The sequence below is a fragment of the Amycolatopsis sp. WAC 04182 genome (assembly GCF_003947465.1).
GTDB lineage: Bacteria > Actinomycetota > Actinomycetes > Mycobacteriales > Pseudonocardiaceae > Amycolatopsis.
This window is the reverse complement of record NZ_QHJJ01000003.1, coordinates 290,516-308,384: the sequence shown is the minus strand read 5'-3', so window position 1 is coordinate 308,384 and position 17,869 is coordinate 290,516. Positions and strand designations below refer to the sequence as shown.

Sequence of the window (17,869 nt, the reverse complement as noted above, 5' to 3'; positions counted from 1 at the left end):
ATGAGCGGACGCTGCTGGTTCGTTTGTGCACCACGTCTCCGACCGGTGGCGGCTGCAGCGCTCGACGAGCTCTACGACCTTGGTGCTCCACGCCAACACGCCCATCTATGAGATTTAGCTACCGGAAATTATGACCCTGCATGGGCTGTAGGGTCCCGCCGCTCCCGACATGTCGATCTTGCGCGACCTGGGCGTTCTCCGTTGTCTCACGGTCCGCGTGCTCTGCCACATGTTTCCCAAGCCGTCGAGCTGGGCAGCCGGCATTTCGCCGAGGACGTGGAGGTTCAGGAGGGTTCCCTGCAACGGGATGACGAACCGGTCGATCGGGCCATTGATCTGGGGCGCCCACCATCCGGGCGGGCTGGTGCCCTGCGCTCCCGGATCGTGCGCGAGGAGACCGAGACTGCGGCACGCCACATAGCAGGACTCGCCCGGAACGTTGACGACCCCCAGCGGCTTGATCGCATCGCGCAGCCGGCCGGCGGCTTCCCAGAAGTTCTTCTCATACGGGGTCCGGTCAGGCTCGCCCACCCGGTGAAGACCTTGCCCACCCGCTGCACCCACTGGGCGTAGAGCCCCTGGAACTCGGCCGCGCCGGAGCTCGCCGGTGCCCACACGTCGAACTCGGCGATGCGGTTGCCCTGGCAGTCCTCCCACCACCCTGCCGCGACTTCGCCGCGCTCCGGGTAAGCCCGATTCATTCACGATGCCGATCCCGGCCACGGCCGGGATCGTATGCTGAGGCATGAGCAGATTCGCGGAAGTCATCGTCCTGGCGCGCGATGCCGAGGAAGTGATGGAACCGCTGACGCGCCCGGATCCAGACCGGGAGTGGTACCAATGCTTCACCCGTGTCGACGACTCCGTGTTCGAGGGCACACGCACCGGATCGAGCGAGTGCTACACCTGGGTCATCCAGTTCATCCGGCTCAACTGGCGAGGGCTACTGGCCCATCTGGAATCCCTGCCCTGGCCCGATCCGTACTCCGTCCAGGTCCTCGTCCATGACGAAGATGACGACTGCTTCGGCCTCTGGATGCTCAAGGACGGCAAGCTCACGGAAGTCGCCCTCCCCCACACCTCCCGCATCGAGTACCCCGGAAACAGCGTCACCGGAACACTCCTCAGAACCGACCGGAGCTGAGGCCGGAGTCCGGGCCCGCTGGAGATGCCGGCGAAGACCGCAGATCCGACGCTCCATAGGAAGCAGGACTCAGCCCGATATGCGCTATCCCGGCGTCACCGCGGCGAGGATTTCGGGACCGTGAACCATCCTGTCTCCTGGCATCGGAACCGATTTTGCTTGCCTAGCTCCTCGTGCCACCCGCGCCGTCTCCTCTAGCCTGGTGTCGTGGTGTCCAGGGAATGGGCTGTCAAGATCGTGGAGCGGCATGTGACCGGGTGGGCGGTGCACGGGCCGGAAATGGTGATCACAAAGGTCAGTCCGCACCGGCTTGGTTGGGTGGTCTTCAGCCAGAGCGAGCGCTACCTGCGCACCGGCGAGATCACGGACGCAGTGGTGGGCCACGGGCCGTTCCTCGTCGATGCGGTGGACGGCAGTCTCCACGGACTGCACGCGACCGCTGATCTCGAGCAGGGCGAGTGGATCGAGCAGTACCTCGAGTAGGTCCGCGGGATCGCACGTCCAGATCCTCGGCGGGCACGCATCACCGAGCTGACCGACCACGGCCGGCGGTTCGACGCGCTCCGGCTCATACGGGCATCCGCTCCCGACCTCAGCGCACAAGAAGCCAGAGATTACGTCGAGGCTGTCGCGGCCCGCGTGGCAGTACCCGACCACATTCGCCCACGCCTGCCTCGAACGAGGACCAGTCGAAGGGTGTGTTGGCGTCTATCTGGGCCGAATCCCGAACCAGGAATGTATACCTCGCACGGTTAGGTGAAGCTCATGTCGGGCACACGATCACGCTGACATCACCGGCCCTGGCCGGAGCAGGCAGGTGATGGCAGTCGGCTTGCGCTGGTGTCCGGTCTCATCGATTTCGCCGGGGCATGCTTCTCGGTTAGCTTCGGAGGTTGTCGATGACGAACTCGGCGATCTTCTTGACCGCACCGCAGGGATCGGCTTGCCACGGACCGGCTTCCGGCTTTCCCCACGTGTTGGCTTTGAGGTGTACCAACGTGTTGTCATCCACACCGAGAGCCAGCCTGCACGCCAGCGGCCCCTGGTCCCGCCTGCTCGGGATGTTCTCTTTGATTTCCACGATCACGGCCGGATAGCCGTTGATCGTGACCTCTTCCCAGTGGTTGCCGGTATCGCGGCCCAGCGCACGATCGCTGTACAACGTGCGGATGCTCTCCCGCACCGGCGGAAACCACGATGTCGTCACGTCGACCGACGGACCGAGCACGATCAGGCATTGGCCTTCCCGGGTCTGCTCATGCCTGCCCTCACCGAAGCCGATGCGCTGCAGCTGCTCCACCGTGATCACCGAGCACGGATCGCCGATGAACTTGGCGCCGTTCAAGGGCGCCGGAATCGACGGGACCGACACCGACGGTTCAGGTGCCTGAGGTCGCGGGCTCGTGCCGCAGCCGGACAGCACCACCACGCCGCCGGCCATTAGTGTGGCGAGCCCGCGGACCAGACGTCGTGTCACGAAGGATCAGCTCCCGGCTTGACCCGCCAGCGACGGGGCTCCCCGACCACCTCGACACTCGTGCCGACATCCGGGATCTTGGGGAAGTTCGTTTCGATGACCGTCAGCTCGAAGCCACTCCCGATCAGCGCCTCAACAGAGGTGATCATGCCGGAGACGAGCGCGCATCTTGGCGACACCGACCTGAGCGGCCGCACGCCGAGCCGCGGACACCGCCTCCAGTACCGCGGGCCCCAGCCTCTGCGGATGCGTACTCCAGATCACGTGATCCGTGATCGTAAGGTCCACAAGCCTGCCCCTGACCGGTCACCACCGCCGACGCGATTCCATCAGCCGATCTCCCGGCAACCGGGCCTGCTCCAGCTCAGCATCAAGCTCACCAGCCTGCTGCCGCAACTTGGCGCCATTCAACGGCACGCCGGCCTACCCTCCCCGTCGCCCGACTTCTCCCCTACTAGCCGCCCCTACGGCCCGACCGCCACACCATGATCACTACACGAGCGTAACCGGTCGAGCGGCCAGCGTAGTCGAACCCGGTGTCCGTGTCCCGTTTCTCCCGTCACTCCTCCCGAAACAAGCTCGACGATCCGGTGCACCGATGACCTGCTGCTCCGCGTCGCACTCAAGTCGCGGTGACGCCTACGCCAGGCACCGTCTCCCTGACCTGCTTCACCCTGCAGTTTGCGGCCTCAGGTTCGCCAGCCACCGGCGCCGTCACACATCCACGCCGGCGACAGACCAGTAAATGTCGCGCGCACTCGCACTGAACATTTGTTCGATTTGCGGCAGGGTGTTCCTGGGCCGGCGCGCTCCCTCCCCCTCGGCCCGACGCGCCCCGAAGTCCACCCTCCATCTCACCCTTCGACGCCGCACAGGCATGTAGCCCGTGGTGGCCCACCGGAACGAGTCCTATTGACTCGTCGAGGGCCACCCATCTGGATAGAGGTCTAGCGACGGTCGGCGGCAGCCCCGACGATGACCGTTGTCCCGCCTCGCCCGACGGTCACCAGTGGTGTATGCGGGCGTGACGGTCCGATCCGGGCGAAGGGGACATCGGTCTGTCAGGCATGTGCCCTCTGGCGAGTTCGCGCGCAATACGAGGCGCGCAGTACGGCTTAGCGGAGCGTTCAGGGGTTCGACTGTCGTTACACCATCGCCCGGGCGCACGTCACGCCGCTGCGGTCGTCGAGACCCCGTTGCAGCGGCACAGGTACGGAAGACCTTTTCCGATAGGTCACAGCTCAGGTGGCTACAAGGTCAACGGGTTGAATGAACGCTCATACCGTGCCATGTTCCAGCCAAGAATGTTTCGCCTGCCTTGGCTCTTCGCGAGTTCGAGCATCACTGTGGTCATCGACCGTCTCGTCCGCGTCCAAGCGTCAGGACTATGCCGACTCAGGTACACCACGTGCCATCGGTCAGGGTCAGGTGTCCACGGTAGCCAGAAGAAGACACCACCCGTGTCGTCGGAGGCGAACGGTATGACTCCTCCAGGCTCCGGAAACGGGAGGTAGGTGTCGTAGTCGTATGCGCAGGCTGACCTCACGTTAGCCAGGGCCTGGTCGAAATCTCGCTGAAAAGACCGCAGATGCCTTGTGGATTGCGCAGGGTTCACGAAGCTGATCACGCCGCGGAGCATCCCCGACGGGAACCTGGCCATGAATTCCTTGTAGTCACCAGGCAACGAGGTTCCCAGGTGCAGCTCGACGACGCCCCAGTCAACTTTATGAGTTGCGGCCCCGCCCCAATCGAGTGCGGCGGCGATTGCATCCACCGCAAGGTTTGGGTCAGCCACAGACATTCCAAGCTCCTTCAACGTATCCGACCCTCTCGGTTAAGGGCCGCCCATCAGGGCGTAGGTCAGATAGCAGTCAGCGGAGTCCTCGACGATGATCGTTGCCACTGTCTCTCCCGGCGGTAGGGCTCCAGCTGTGAAGACTGAGCGCGAAGGTCCGAACAGGGTGAACAGGTCATCGACCTTCACCAGCCCTGTACCGTTGTTGCCACGCATACGGTCGAGCGCGGCCCGAGACGTACAGTATGGTTTTAGTCGCTGTTCAGGGGTTCGCTCGTCTTCGCACCATCGCGCGCCTGCGCACGTCGCGTCGCTGCGGTAGTCCCTGCCGTTGTAGTGAATCCTGTACGGAAGGCCTTTCTCTCCGGGCAGGGCGTAGCCGACGTGATTCGCCACCTTCGGCAGGAACGCCGCGCCACTCATTGCGCCGAGTAGCACCAGCCCAGGGACAGCCATCATCACCACACGCCGCCGAACCTTGCGTCGAGGTGTCACGGACCGGTGATCGACATCACCGGTCCGCGGCATGTCCACAGGTTCCCGCCCCGGCATGTTACCTCCTCCAGCACACCAACGTTCCTAATCGCCGCGGCCCGCGGTCAGTCCGCCCTTACGCCATCTCGGACAGTCGATGAAGAGCTATCGGCTGGAAAGGGGAATGTATTCCACGGGCAGGTCCGTGAAGTCCCAACGAAGTAGGTTCTCATGCCCCGTGTCGATGAGGATCTCGTAGAGGAGTTGGGTGACCGGGCCGGGGTGCTCGCGCCATTGGTCCGCACTCTGGTCGTGGTAGGCGATCCTCCAGCGGTCGGGGTCGCCGGAATCAGTGATCCAGCAGAAGGTTCCGCCTTGGCCGTCGGATCCCCACGGCAGCAGACCCCCGGGCTCTGGGTACAGGTGGTACTCGACGTTGTCGAGGTACTCGAGATCCTCGTCGCCGAGGATCTGCAGCAGTTCGTCGAGGGTGTGCTTGTACGTTGCCCAGGCGTTATCGTGAGCGACCGGGCTGTCGATCTCGATCCGTCTGAACACCCCGCCCGGGAACCGCGTGAGCAACGCTTTGTAGTCCGAAGGCAGCGCGACTCCCAGATCCTGTTCCACAGCTGTCCAGGTGCGCTCGGGAGCGAACTGTTCCTGCCAGCCTAGGAGGTCGGCGATCTCATCGACGCGGGATGGGGTTTCGGCGTGTCTCATCGTTTTCTCAAGGTTGGACGATCCTGTCGACGGCGAGCTGAGATGGCATGGGGTTCACGCCGTCGTCACAGCGTCGGCCTCGATGGCCAAGTGCAGCTCGCCACCTCGGAGATGGGCACACGCTGGGGAAACATTCTGCGCTCGGCAACCACGCTGCCCGAGATCGAGAAGGTGCCTCTGGACACGCCAGCAAGACGACGCGCGGTCTTGCCTCGCTCTCCGACGACCTCAGTGCAATCATCTGCCTTCTCTCGATGACTGGATTTCAACCTGCCCACACTTACAGCAGTGGCGATGGAACGTATTCCAAGGGAAGCCTCCGAAAGTCCCAGCCGAGGATGTTGTCCTCGCCCTTATTTGTCAGGATTTCATAGAGAAGCTTTGTAACAGGACCCGGATGTTCACTCCACTCGTCCGCCCCTTGCGAGTAGTAGGCGATCTTCCAGGTGTCAGGATCGGCCGATTCGGTGATCCAGCAGAAGGTTCCACCTTGACCGTCACCACCCCAGGGGAGAAGTCCGCCCGGTTCAGGAAAGAGGCGATAATTGACCTTGTCGAGATACTCAAGATCCTCGTCGCCCAGGATCCACAGAAGCTGATCAAGGTTGTATTTGTACTCAGTCCACGCCTGTTCATTGGCGACTGGGCTGTAAATAGTGATCCTGCGAAATACGCCACCAGGAAAGCGAGTCAAGAGTTCTTTGTAGTCGACAGGTAGCGCTGTACCGAGTTCGCTTTCCACTTCGGCCCATTGTTTCTGTGGAGCAAACTCGCGTCGCCAGTCGAGAAGGTCCGCGATTTTGTCGACAAGCGAGGGTGTTTGAGCGTGGGTCACGACTCTCTCCAGAAGGGGCAAGGAAACGCTAGGGGCGGTCTGAGTGCGGTATCAGCATCGGATCTTGGTGGCGTTTCCGTTGGGAATGTTATGGATCTCCGCAGCGCAGGTAAACCCGTTGGATCCTACCGCGTCGATGAAGATCCATTGCGGCATGGCGGCCGTTGGGGCAGGGTACTGGACCCATACCCTATAGAGGACGGACACGCCAGGATTGCGGTCAAGGACTCGGGCGACCGCGTTCTCGATGATCTTGACATCTGACTGGTTCACGATTTGGTACTGGGTGACGATGTTGTCCACCAGGTTGGAGCCATGCAGTCGCGCCGCGACCAGGTGTCCCCTATGCACTGGCACGCCGTTCAGTTTGCCGTCGAGGGGATGACCGGCAGGTGTGGCACGGTCGCCCTTCTCGACGGTCGTACGGGTCGCGCAGACGATGCCGCCGGTGGCTCGCTGGGCGGGGGTTCCCATCCAGGTGAAGGGTTCCATGGGGAAGTTCTGTGGCACGTTGGCCTGCATCCGTCCCTGGAAGCACTCATCCAGGTCGGTCTTGCTGGCGACGTGCGTCAAGCGGCGTCCGGGGCTCGGGGCGACTTGCGGCTGCTTGTTGTGCTCGTCCATCTCCGCCTTGATGCGTTTCTCCCGGTCGAGGACATTGCAGGTGCCTTGCGTGTGGGCGGGTGCGGCGGTGGTGAGGCTGGTTACTCCGCGGCAGTTGCGGAGCTGGCGGATGACGTCGCGCAGGTTGTTGACGATCCGCCGGCCGGCGACTTTGAGGTCTTTGAAGGTGCGGATGCCTTTGACGATGCGGACGACGGCGGAGACGGCGTCGGGGATCTTGCTGAGCACGGAGGCGATCTTGAGGATGGGCAGGGCGTTGATGACGGTCATGACGCAGGAGATGAAGTCGCCTTCGGTGAAGCAGCGTTTGGCGTCGTTGTAGCCGATGATGTCGAGGATGATCTGCCCGCCCTCAGCGGCGATGAAGTCCAGCAGCGGTTTATTCGCGTCGGCGCGGGCGCGGTTGTACTCGTCGACGCCGGCTTGTCCCTGCTCGGCGCGCAGGAGCTCGATGTCCTCCGCGGTCAGCTCGGGGATGTCCGTGTCATCACCGAGCGCCTGTTCGACCTCCTCCCGTTGCCGTCGTTCGTTCTCCAGTCTCAGTTGTTCCTGCAACTCGGCGAGTTGCTTCTGGATGTCGTTGGAGATGGCGGCCACGTTTCCGGCGCGGGCTTCGGTGTCTTTGGCGTAGTTCTCGGCGTTGGTGGCTGCCTCGTCGGCGTTTCGGGCGTGTTCCGCGGCCCGGTCCGCAGAGGCACGGGCCGCGTCAGCGTCGGCCTGAGCCTGTGCGGCGGCTTGGTGAGCGGCTGCGGCGTCCTTTTCCGCGCGGGTGGCCGCAGCGCTCGCCTCGTTCGCCGCGCGGGTGGCGGAGTCGGCGGCCGCGCGGGCGGCGCGGGCGTCGGCTTCGGCTTGGTCGGCGAGACGTCCGGCGAGGGCGGCGTCGGCGGCTGCCTGGTTCGCCGCCGCGCGGGCGGCTTGGGCGTCGGCTTGGGCGCCGGCGTCGACGACCGCGGCGTCCGCCGCGGCCTTGCGGGCGGCCGCGCCGTGGATGGCGGCGTCGGCCGCTGACTGCTGTGCCGCCGCGGCGGAGCGTGCAGCAGCGGCGGCGGAGCTGGCTGCCTGGGCTGCTGCCTGGTAGGCGGGGGCGACGTCGGCGGCGGCGTTGCGTGCGGCGTCGGCTGCCCGCTGGGCTTGGGCGGCGGCGTCCACGGCGGCGGCCTGGGCGATCTTGACTTGGGTGTCCCCGACGTCTTTGGCGCGGTTGGCGACCATGATGATGAAGTCGGCGTCGATGTCCGCGCCGGTGAAGGGGCTCACGATCGCGATGGCCTGGTCCGCCGGAGCGGCGATCCCGGAAGCCGACTGCACCGACGCGGTCGCCGCCCGGGCGGCGATCCCGGCCTGCATGGCCGCGGTGGCTGCCTCGACACCGGCGGCGTTGGCCTCATCCCGGGTGCGGTGGGCAGCGTCCAAGGTGATCGCTGCTTCGACGGCTGCCTGCTGCGCGAGGTTGGCCGCGTTGCGCGCGTTCTCCGCGGCCCGGGCCTCAGCAGCGGTGGCCTCTTCGGCAAAGGCGCGGGCGCGCAGTGCTTCGGCGTGGACCGCGGCGGCCTCCCGCTCGGCGCGGGAAGCGGCCTCGTTCGCGCGGGCCGCGGCGGCCTGGGCCTCATTCGCGGCGGTACGTGCCTTCTCGGCAGCGACCTCGGCTTCGCGGGCGGCGGCGCGGGCTTGCGCGGCAGCAGCTTGGGCAGCGTCGGCGTGGGCGCGGGCCCGTCCGGCGGCCGCGTCCGCTTCGATCGCGGCGCCGCGCGCCCGGCCCGCGGCTGCTTGAGCGTCGTTCGCGTGACCACGGGCGATCAGTGCGGCATCCTTGGCCCTGTTGGCATCAGCACGAGCTGCGTGGGCCGCTGCCCACGCCTTGTCTTTGTCCGCCTGCACGACTTCGGTGGATTGCTGCATCCGCTGGGCCAGGCCTTCTAGGGCGACAGCCTTCTTGTCCGCGGTGTCCGCGGACTGTGCGATCGCCGCGGCCTCGTCCCGTGCCCGGAACGCGTTGGCTTCCTCGTTACGGGCGCTGGTGTTGGCGTCCTGGGCGATCTTTTCCTGGGCGCGGGCGTCACGGGCGGCGTCGGCGGCGATCTGTTCCTGGGCTTGGGCGTCGCCGCGTTTCCCCGCCGCGATCCTCTGCTGGGCTTCGGCGTCCAGGCGTTTCTGGTGGGCGATGGCCGCGTCGCGCTGGGCGGCGTCGCGGTGCTGCGCGGCTTCGCGCTGCTTGGCTTCGGCTTCCTGTCGTTTCGCGGCGGCCTGCTGGCGCCAGTGCTCGGCCTCGTGTCGTTTCGCGGCGGCGACGTCGCGTTCGCGTTCGGCGTCCACACGGGCTTGTTTGACGTTCGCGGCGTGAACGCGGGCGTTGCGGAGTGCGGTTTCGGCGTCGACCCGGGCCTGGCGGGCCTGTTCGGCGGCCTCGGCGGCCGCGGTGGCCTGCTCTTTGGCTGCCTGTGCGAGCTGGGCGGCCGCGGCGGCGTGGGATTCGGCGTTGAGCCGCCACTGCCGAGCGTTCTCCTCGTGCGCCCTGGCCTTCTCGGCGGCGTCGGTGGCCGCCGCGTCGGCGGAGATCGCGTCGATGGCGTGGGCGGCGGTCTCGGCGGCGCGTTTCGCCGCATCCGCCGCGGCGGCCATGCCTTCCACGACCTTCGCCCACTGCGCGCCGTGCGGCATCCCGTTCTGTAGCAGGATGTCGACCTGGGTCTTCGCACCCGCGGCCGCGGATTGCGCGGCCCGGGCGTCGGTGACGGCGCGGCCGACCTCGCGGGCGACGTCGTCTTTCGCGCGCTGATACAGCTCCGGGTGGTAGGTGTGCCCGGCCTGATCCGAGGCGAGCAATCGGGCGGTCTCGCGGGAGATGTTCGCCGCGGAGGTCATGTCGTTCGCGGTGCGCTCGAGGGCTTTGACCCCGTCGGCGTGCGCGCCGAGCAGGTTGGTCCGGGCACGCATCGCCCGCGCGGTCCGCTGAGCCAGATCCGATGCCGCGACCGCGTCCTTGCGTTTCTGTTCCAGCTCGGCCAGATACAACTCCCGCGCGTCGGCATCACGCCGTGCCGCGGCCAGGTATCCCGTCTTGAGGAACTCCGCGATCGCGGCGTCCCCCGCGGCGAGCGCTGCCTTTGCCGCCGCGGACACCTCGGGAGTTCCGCGGTCAGCGGCGACCTGGACGTGCATCCGCCGCCGGTTCTTCAGTTCCGTGTCATAGGCGCCCTCGCGGCGGTCCTGTTCGGCGGCGATGTCGCGGCCGAAGGCCAGGAAGTCGGCCCGGTCGTAGGCGTTGCCGGCCAGAGCGCGGGCCACGGCGGCGTTGAACACGGGGCCGCCGGTGCCGGCGAGTGGTTCGATCACGGCACGGTTGTTGGCGTCGGCGTCGGCTTTGCGTTTCCTCGCCGCCGCCTTGGCGTCCTGCTGGCCGTGGTCGAAGAACGCGGGAATCGCGGTCGCGTCGCCGGCTTCGGTCTTGCGCAGGGTGTCCCGGGCGGCAGCGCGGACTTCCTCGTCCTCGTCGAACGCGGCGATGTCGGCCAGCAAGTCCAGCTGCAGCTGCCGCAGTAGCGCTTCCAGTTCCGGATCACCTTCCGGCCCGGACGGCGGCGGCGTTGGCTCGCTGGCCGCGGCGGGACCGGCGGGCGGCTGCCACTGGCCCTGCGCTGCCCCTGGCGCGGAGAGGGCGGCGACCGAGCTGCCCGGTCCTGCTCCCCCGGCCACCAGGGCGGCGGCCAGTGTCACCACCACGGTTCGCCGGCACCACCGGCTGGCCAGGATCCCTTGTCTCGCGCGGCGCATCCGTCTCGGCATTCGCACAACACACCCCACCCTCGAAGAACGATCTGTGTCAGAACACCTGGCTCACGGTCGGGTCGGCCAGGCGGAACGCACCTGCCGGGTCAGGGGCGGGTGGTCATCCGGTCATAGCCCTGCTGAGCCTGATCGCGGGCTCCTGCCCACCGTCCGGCCTCGTCGCCGGCGAACGTCGTTTCCGTCGTCCAGCCGCCGCGCTGTTTCTCCGCGCCCGTCACGATCGCCGCCCAGACCGGGTCGGTTTCCGCGGCCGCGCGGTCTTTCACCGTCTGCCAGTACCGGGCCTGCTCCAGGCAGAGCTGCCGTTCGGCCTCCCACGCCTGCCGTGCTTCCTCGGCCTTGTCCCGCGTGGTTGCCCAGGCCCGGGCGGCGACCAGACGGGCCTGCTCCGCCGCGGCCTCTCCCGCGTTGCGGGCCTCGAGCTCGGCCGCCTCGGCGTCAGCCACCAGCCGCGGGATCACCGCGTGATACTGGATCCCCGCGTCCTGCGTGCGGAGCCGGAAGATCTCCACATCCAGCGCGGCCGCGGCCATCCACCCTGTGGCGAAGAACTCCCGCACATCGGTGTCCGTGCTTCCCGGGCGCAGAGCATGCTGTGCGGCCAGCCGGACCTGCTCACCAGGATCGGAGACACTCAGCAGGCGGACGAAGTCCCGCTCCTCTTGAGCGATCACCTGCCGATGCTGCTCGTCGGACTCCCGGGCGGCAGTGTCGAGCGCTTTCGCTTCGGCGAAACCAGTCCGCACGAAACGATCCCGGTCAGCGTCGCTACCTTGGGAAGCCTGTTTCGCGGCGGCGTGAACCCTCGGGGAGTACGTGGCCGTATACGTCGCTAATACTCGCTGCACAAAATCTCGATTGCGCGCGGAATTCTGCTGAGCACGCTCCCGCGCCTCACGGAATCCGGATATTACGAATCGCTGGAGCGCGGTTTCCCCTTCGTCCGACCATATCGCCTGCCACGCCGAGGCTCGAACCACTATTTCCCCGTGATAGAGAGCAATCTGGCGCACCATCGGATACCACCGCGACTGCTCGATCCCCGCGACCCGCACCTGCTCCTCGCGGCCGCCTGCGGCAGAAGCCGTGCCAGCAAAGGAAAGCGTGACTATCAACCCGAGCGTGAGCGCCCTGCACACGGCAGAAATCTTCCCCACAAACCCACTCCCCCCAGTAGCTACGTGATCACGCAGCCGGGAAACTATGGCACACCGCCGAGACATCCAACCCGCCAAACGTGATGTCCATCACTCTAATTCATAGGCGTTGATCACGTCTGCGTTTCGGTTACCCCGGACTGTTGACCACATTTAGCCACGGGCGCTAGTTCTCACAGGCTCGCGTTCGCGAACCGGCATCCAGAAAATGCGGTTCCCGTTGAGCGGTAATACGCCATTTGATTGCTCATCGTGCCATCAAGAGGGGGAATTCTCGTGAGACATTCGGCCAGACCGGCGGCGGTATCCCGCCCGCCCAGACAACGCACGGGAAAGACGACCGCGGTCCTCACCGCAGCCGTTATGGCGGTCAGCCTGCTCGCCGCGGCACCAGCAGCGGCGAACCCGGACCGGCTCGCGACGGCGGCCGCGGCTCAGCGGGCCACGTTGGCTCAGTCGACGGAAGCAGAGAAAGCCAAGACCGCGGCCATCCTCGGCATCGTCGCCGGCCCGGAACTGCTAATCCTCACCGACCGCAACTTCACCGCCGCCATGTACTACGCCGCCGACGACCTAGACAAACAGAAGCCACTCGAGCCAGAACACCAGAAGGTCAAGGACGCCGCCATCGCCGCGCTCGGCGAGAGCGACGACGCCTGCACCACGTTCATCAAGACCGGCATGGCCGCGGCCAACGTCCAGGATCAGGCCATCGTGGCCGAACGCCGCGCCCGGCAGGAAGAGGAACGCACCGCCAAAGCCAAAGCCGCCGCCCTGCTCGGCATCCCGGCCGACAACACCGCCCTGGCGAAGTCGGTCTATGAGTTCATCGTCTACCTCGACCTCAACGCCGACAACCACAAGGACACCGCGGTCAAGGAAGCAGCCCGAGCCGCCCTCCGCGGCACAGCCGAAGCACAGTGGACCTTCCTCACCGTCGGGATCTTCGACGAGCACAGCAAGGACGTCGACCGGCTGATCCGGGAAGACGCGGCCAAGACCGAAGCGGAGAAAGCGGCCGAGCTCGCCCGGGAGGCCAAGGCCAACGCCGCCTGGCACGCCCTCGGTATCCGCGGCGACACCGCCCTGGTCAACCTCAGCGACCAGGACTTCGTCATCGAGATCTGGAGCCGCGCACCACGCGACACCGAGGTGCACGGAGCCGCCGAAGCCGCCGTCCGCAGCCGCAACCCCGCCGACTGGAAAGCCTTCATCGACCACGGCGCCAAAGACGCCCACCTGCGCGACATCGACAACGCACTCCGCAAACGCGACGAAGAATACGTCCGCCAGATCACCGAGATCCGCACCCGCGCCGCCAAAAGCCGAGTCCATCCCGCACTCGTCACCGCCGCCGACACCGCCCTGGCAGGCTCACCGATCGATAGAGAACGGTTCCTCCGCGAGGGCCAGTCTCAGCACCTGACCCAGTCCCTGCGCACGCTGACCTGGCTGAACGGTGACATGTACCTGACCGACAGCGGCGGCGGCCGGGTAACCCTCACTCACTGGCAGCAGGGCAACCACCCGGAAGTGGTCTGGAAGATCGAACCCGGGCTCAGCGACCCCACGTGTTTCTCGATCCAGTCGGTCACCCATCCCAACAACTACATCCGTTGGAACAGCGACACCTCCCGCCCGTCTTCTGACCACCTCACCGTGTCCCCCACCGACGGCACACCCGAGTTCAAAACCGCAGCGACCTGGTGCCTGGACCCCACGAGACCTGTTTTCAAGTCCAAAGCGGCACCGAACCACTCCCTGCACGTAGACGGCTCGCGGGACGACTACATAGACATCGACACGCCGCTGCCCCCCACCCCCTTCGACGTGGCGCTCTCCGATTGGCCCGAACTTCGGGACAAGCTTGGCAAGCCCGTCGGCGACCCCGTCCTCGACGCCAACCACCTCGGCTATCGCCCCTACGAGAAAGGCCGCCTCTACCGCACCCGCAGTGGCAGCGGCGTTTACGAGTCCTACGGCATCAGCGCCGTCTACAACGGGCCGATACTCGACAAACTCCTCGCCATGGGCGGCCCCAACGCCATCCCCGGCATCATGACCTCCCAGACCACGACCAAAGACGGCCAGGGCCAGGAGCTCGAGTTCCTCTATGCCCTAGGCGGCGAGGACACCCTCTACATCCTCTGGAGCCCGGCCAGCGGCGCCCACGAGGTGCACGGGGGGATCGGCGTCACCTGGAGTCAAACCGGTGGCCTGACCGGACCGTTGGGCTACCCCACCACCGACGAGACCGGCTTCGGTAGCGGCACCGGCTACTACAACCGGTTCACCGGCGGATCGGTCTACTGGATGCCCAACATCGGCGGTCTTACTGTCACCGGCGACTTCCACACCCGTCACAAAGCTCTCGGCTACGAAACGGGGCTCCTGGGACACCCCCTTGAGAACGAACGCCAGGCAACGCTCGCCGGCGCGGGCGTCCCGAGCGTCCAGCGCCAGCGCTTCTCCACCGGCGCGCTCTACCGCACCCAGGCCAACGGCGTCTTGGCCGTCCACGGCGAGATCTACAAGAAGTACGCCGAACTCGGCTACGAATCCGGCATCCTCGGTCTGCCCACCTCCGAAGTGCTCACCACCTCCGACGGGGTTGGCGAGTATGTCAACTTCAGCAACGGCACCGCGATCTACTGGCATCCCGCCACCGGCGCCCACGCCATCTACGGCAACATCCGCGCCCGTTGGAACGCCCTAGGAGCCGAAAAGTCCTACCTCGGCTACCCCACCACCGACGAACTCCCCCTGCCCAAGGGCCGCCGCAACGTCTTCCAGAACGGACGGATCGACTGGAGCAACGAGAGCGGCAGCACCATCGACTACAAGACCGTCACCATGACACCCGGTTCGGTCGAGCTGAAGAACGCCAACGGCGGACGGTGCATCCAGGTCGCCGGCGTCGGCCAGGACGCACTGCGCGACAGCGCCGGCACCGAACTCTGGGACTGCGTCGCCGGCGCCAAACAGGTCTGGAAACTCATCCCGCTCGGCGACAACAAGTACAACCTCAAGAACCAGAACTCCGGCAAATGCCTCGACCTTGCCCCCAACTACAACAACGGAACCTCGATCACGCAATACACCTGCCACAACGGCGTCAACCAGCAATGGGAATTCACCACCGCCGCCAACGGCACACTCGCCCTCCGCAGCGTCTACTCCGCCAAAGTCGTCGAGGCCCTCGGTAACGGCACCGCCAACGCGACACCTGTAGGCCAGTGGGCCGACCTCGGCAACCCCAACCAACGCTGGACCAGCATCCAGATCAACACCACCCCGTAACCCCACTAGGGTGCTGGCTCCACGACTGTGGAGCCAGCACCCGCCTCCCGTGCCGATGCCGAGCGGCAGTCAAGCCACGTCCCCGGATGGCGCTGATCAGACACGTCACGATGCTGCTCCAGCCGGTACGGGTTCCGTGTGACGGCCGTTGCTGTTCCTCTAGACTTCCGCGGTGATCGCATCATGGGGGCTCGATGGCGCGCTTGAAGTTGGGATCGCCGCGTTCTGCGCGGGCGAAGAACCGCCGAGCGACGACCTGTTCTGGGAACGGCTGACCGGCGCGGGAGTCGAGCCGTGGCTGGCCGAGCGGCTGCTGGTTTTCCTGCCGATGGCCTACGTCCGGCGGTTGCTGCCGGACGTCACGTATCCGGATGCCGTGCGCGACTCCCGCGGGCAGGTCTTCCTCGCACAGGAGCCGGTCTTCGTAGCGGCGTTCGATCGCGCCCAGTACGCGAGCCGCGCGGAATTCGAACGGATCGCGTTCCGCAGCAGCACGTTCGCCGTGATCAACGAGGCGCTGAACGCCGGATCGCAGCTCGCGGACCTGGAACTCGCCGAACCTGTGCTGTTCAAGGACCTCGAACCGGCCGTCGGGGGCGACGGCGGTGTGCCTTCACCGCAATCGATGTACGAAGCTCTTCTTCGCGAGCACGGCATCCCGCTGGATGACGACACTCGTGCGGATACGAAACTCGTCGTGCACCCCGCCCCCGAAGGCGTGGTGATGGCCCAGGTCGACTTCGCCGTGTCGCATCCAGCGCTGGCCGAGCCGTGGCTTGTCGAGAGCTTCGCGGGGCACGGCACCACGTGGCGCGAGGCGATCGGCCGCGCGGTGGACATGTTCAGCCGCGGAGCGTTGCATCCCCTCATCGACGGATTGCTGCTACCCGGCGCCGCGGCCGATCAGGTCCAGCGCGAACAGTACGACCATCCGGACGGGGCGTTCGAGCTGGTACTCGGCGCGCAGATCACCCTGTTCGCCGAGAACGTGCCTTCCGTCGAACCGCTGCTCGACCGGCTGCTGGAAGCGTTGCGCGCGGAAAAGCTCAGCCGGAAGGTGCACGGGCTCCGGTTGTTCGTCGCGCACAACGACGGCGCGCTGCTGAACAACGAAGTTCTCTTGGACAGCCGCCCGTGGTCCGGTGGTGAGGCGGTGGTGGCGGAACAGCCGGCGCTGCTCGCCGACGGACGGGTCGCGACGCGGGTGTTCGGACTACTTGTGCCCGTCGACGCCTAGCCTGCCGGACAGACTGATCGCGAGCATGCTGGCGGGAACGAGGCCTTGGCCACGGACTCCAGCACTCGCCGGATCGCACTCACGTCCTCGGTAGAGAGGCACGTGGCTGGTTCCCTGCGCGCGTTGGACTCCGCTGGCACGCCCTTGATCTTGGCGCTCGCCGTCCGCATCCCAACGGCGACCTCTTTACCCACGCCACGCGGCCCCCTAAAGCTCCGTCCGACGGCGAGGCTACTCGGAAAACTCCGCGTATCAGGGTTTGCGCAGGAGAGGCGGAGCGAACGAACGAATCACTCGGCTCGTGGCGGCGCCCCACGAGGATCATCAGGTGAGATCATCTCAGCAGCTTCGATATTGCCTAGCTCGTCTGCGCTGTGAGCAACAAGCAGTGGTGCCCCTGTTCGAGATGAACGCTTGAGGCGCTGCTGCGCCAACTCCAAGCGTCGCTCAAGCTCACCTTCATCCATTGCGTCCGAGGACGCTGAGTCTTGAGCCCTAGCCTTCGCTTCTTCCAGTTGTATGAGCCCCTCGGCCTCCAACTGTTGCGACAGTGCCACGAGACGCATCTCGCGCTCGGTCATGTCCAGCTTGTGCTGCTGCCAAGTCATTACGACATTGAGTAGGCGATGCAGTCCATACAGAGCGGCCACGCTGTACCCAATCGGACTTGACGCTTTAGCCAGATCTCCAAGGACGGTGACCCACGGGCTCGCGAGTGAGACACGTACAACGGAAAAGTTAGGCCAGGATGGCTGTCCGGCCAAGTTCATGCCGAGAGCGAAGCGTCCGAGCGAAGCTAATCCTTGCGCGTTCCGTGAAAATTCCTCAAGATCCGGACTTGCACCCAGATCCACCGACAGGTATAGGAGCTCGCTGGACGTTCGTGCTCGTACATCGCTTGAAACGGTCACGTGAGCCATCTTGCCGCAAGCGGTCCTTATGACTGAGGTGTGCACGCCCGACGCGGCGTACGTCCAAGCGGGAGGGGTCGGAATCGCCCAAGGGCGACGGCCCCAGACCACGCCGGTGGTGCCGCACGTGGCGCCCCACCTTCGCGAACTCGGTAGCGCCCCTGCTGACCGAAACTGTCGGTTCCTCGTAATTACCAGACTGCCTGCTATGGCGCCTCGGGCGGACCGCTGGTCGTCCAGGGCGCGCCCGCCGGTGCGACGAGCCGGGCGGGGCACAACAGCCAGCGACGACGTGCCGATCCTGCTCGACGCCCTGCACCGGCACCGGCTCATCATCGATCACTACCTCAGCGTTGGATCGGGCTCGCCCGATCCAACGCTGAACGCCCCCTACCTCACACTCGGCCGC

Annotated in this window: 14 protein-coding genes; 4 read left to right on the top strand and 10 right to left on the bottom strand. The window is 66.1% G+C overall.

Features of this window, described 5'->3' with window-relative positions; genetic code table 11:
- Positions 1-114 precede the first annotated feature (114 nt).
- Complete coding sequence (locus DMH01_RS15180) at positions 115-531, bottom strand: hypothetical protein (RefSeq protein ID WP_125677243.1); 417 nt, start codon at positions 529-531, stop codon at positions 115-117.
- A 214-nt stretch (positions 532-745) separates the two neighbouring features.
- On the opposite strand from DMH01_RS15180, the gene DMH01_RS15175 reads away from it, so the two are divergent.
- Both DMH01_RS15175 and DMH01_RS15170 read left to right on the top strand, forming a co-directional pair.
- Positions 746-1,144 (top strand): hypothetical protein, encoded by a 399-nt coding sequence (locus tag DMH01_RS15175; RefSeq protein ID WP_125677242.1) that lies wholly within the window; start codon positions 746-748, stop codon positions 1,142-1,144.
- A gap of 207 nt (positions 1,145-1,351) precedes the next feature.
- A complete protein-coding gene (locus DMH01_RS15170; RefSeq protein ID WP_125677240.1) occupies positions 1,352-1,627 on the top strand; it encodes a YrhB domain-containing protein in 276 nt (91 codons plus the stop codon).
- A gap of 397 nt (positions 1,628-2,024) precedes the next feature.
- Here the strand turns inward: DMH01_RS15170 and DMH01_RS15165 are convergent, their stop codons facing one another.
- From DMH01_RS15165 to DMH01_RS43305, 8 genes are all read right to left on the bottom strand, one after another.
- Positions 2,025-2,621 (bottom strand): DUF3558 domain-containing protein, encoded by a 597-nt coding sequence (locus DMH01_RS15165; protein ID WP_233621529.1) that lies wholly within the window; start codon positions 2,619-2,621, stop codon positions 2,025-2,027.
- A complete protein-coding gene (locus DMH01_RS15160; RefSeq protein ID WP_199745500.1) occupies positions 2,618-2,770 on the bottom strand; it encodes a hypothetical protein in 153 nt (50 codons plus the stop codon). Before DMH01_RS15160 ends, DMH01_RS15165 begins: the two co-directional genes overlap by 4 nt.
- A 1,100-nt stretch (positions 2,771-3,870) precedes the next feature.
- Entirely contained in the window at positions 3,871-4,422 is a 552-nt protein-coding gene (locus DMH01_RS15150; RefSeq protein WP_125677236.1) for an SMI1/KNR4 family protein, read from the bottom strand.
- Positions 4,423-4,455: 33 nt separating this feature from the next.
- Entirely contained in the window at positions 4,456-4,968 is a 513-nt protein-coding gene (locus DMH01_RS15145) for a hypothetical protein (RefSeq protein WP_233621528.1), read from the bottom strand.
- Positions 4,969-5,055: 87 nt separating this feature from the next.
- A complete protein-coding gene (locus DMH01_RS15140; RefSeq protein WP_125677234.1) occupies positions 5,056-5,610 on the bottom strand; it encodes an SMI1/KNR4 family protein in 555 nt (184 codons plus the stop codon).
- A gap of 280 nt (positions 5,611-5,890) precedes the next feature.
- Positions 5,891-6,445: an SMI1/KNR4 family protein gene (locus DMH01_RS15135; RefSeq protein WP_125677232.1), complete on the bottom strand. Its 555-nt coding sequence runs from the start codon at positions 6,443-6,445 to the stop codon at positions 5,891-5,893.
- Between the two features lie 51 nt (positions 6,446-6,496).
- Positions 6,497-10,789 carry a DNA/RNA non-specific endonuclease gene (locus DMH01_RS15130; RefSeq protein WP_233621527.1) on the bottom strand — a complete coding sequence of 1,431 codons (4,293 nt, stop codon included), beginning with the start codon at positions 10,787-10,789 and terminating at the stop codon, positions 6,497-6,499.
- A gap of 152 nt (positions 10,790-10,941) precedes the next feature.
- Positions 10,942-11,601 (bottom strand): hypothetical protein, encoded by a 660-nt coding sequence (locus DMH01_RS43305; protein ID WP_233621526.1) that lies wholly within the window; start codon positions 11,599-11,601, stop codon positions 10,942-10,944.
- Between the two features lie 663 nt (positions 11,602-12,264).
- On the opposite strand from DMH01_RS43305, the gene DMH01_RS15120 reads away from it, so the two are divergent.
- Together DMH01_RS15120 and DMH01_RS15115 are read left to right on the top strand one after the other, a co-directional pair.
- Positions 12,265-15,312 (top strand): RICIN domain-containing protein, encoded by a 3,048-nt coding sequence (locus tag DMH01_RS15120; RefSeq protein ID WP_233621609.1) that lies wholly within the window; start codon positions 12,265-12,267, stop codon positions 15,310-15,312.
- A 172-nt stretch (positions 15,313-15,484) separates the two neighbouring features.
- The gene (locus DMH01_RS15115) at positions 15,485-16,549 is read left to right on the top strand and encodes a DUF6348 family protein (protein ID WP_125677226.1); all 1,065 of its coding nucleotides are present in this window, start codon (positions 15,485-15,487) and stop codon (positions 16,547-16,549) included.
- A 290-nt stretch (positions 16,550-16,839) separates the two neighbouring features.
- Here the strand turns inward: DMH01_RS15115 and DMH01_RS15110 are convergent, their stop codons facing one another.
- Positions 16,840-17,157, bottom strand: coding sequence for a hypothetical protein (locus DMH01_RS15110; RefSeq protein ID WP_125677224.1), 318 nt, complete (start codon positions 17,155-17,157; stop codon positions 16,840-16,842).
- Positions 17,158-17,869 lie beyond the last annotated feature (712 nt).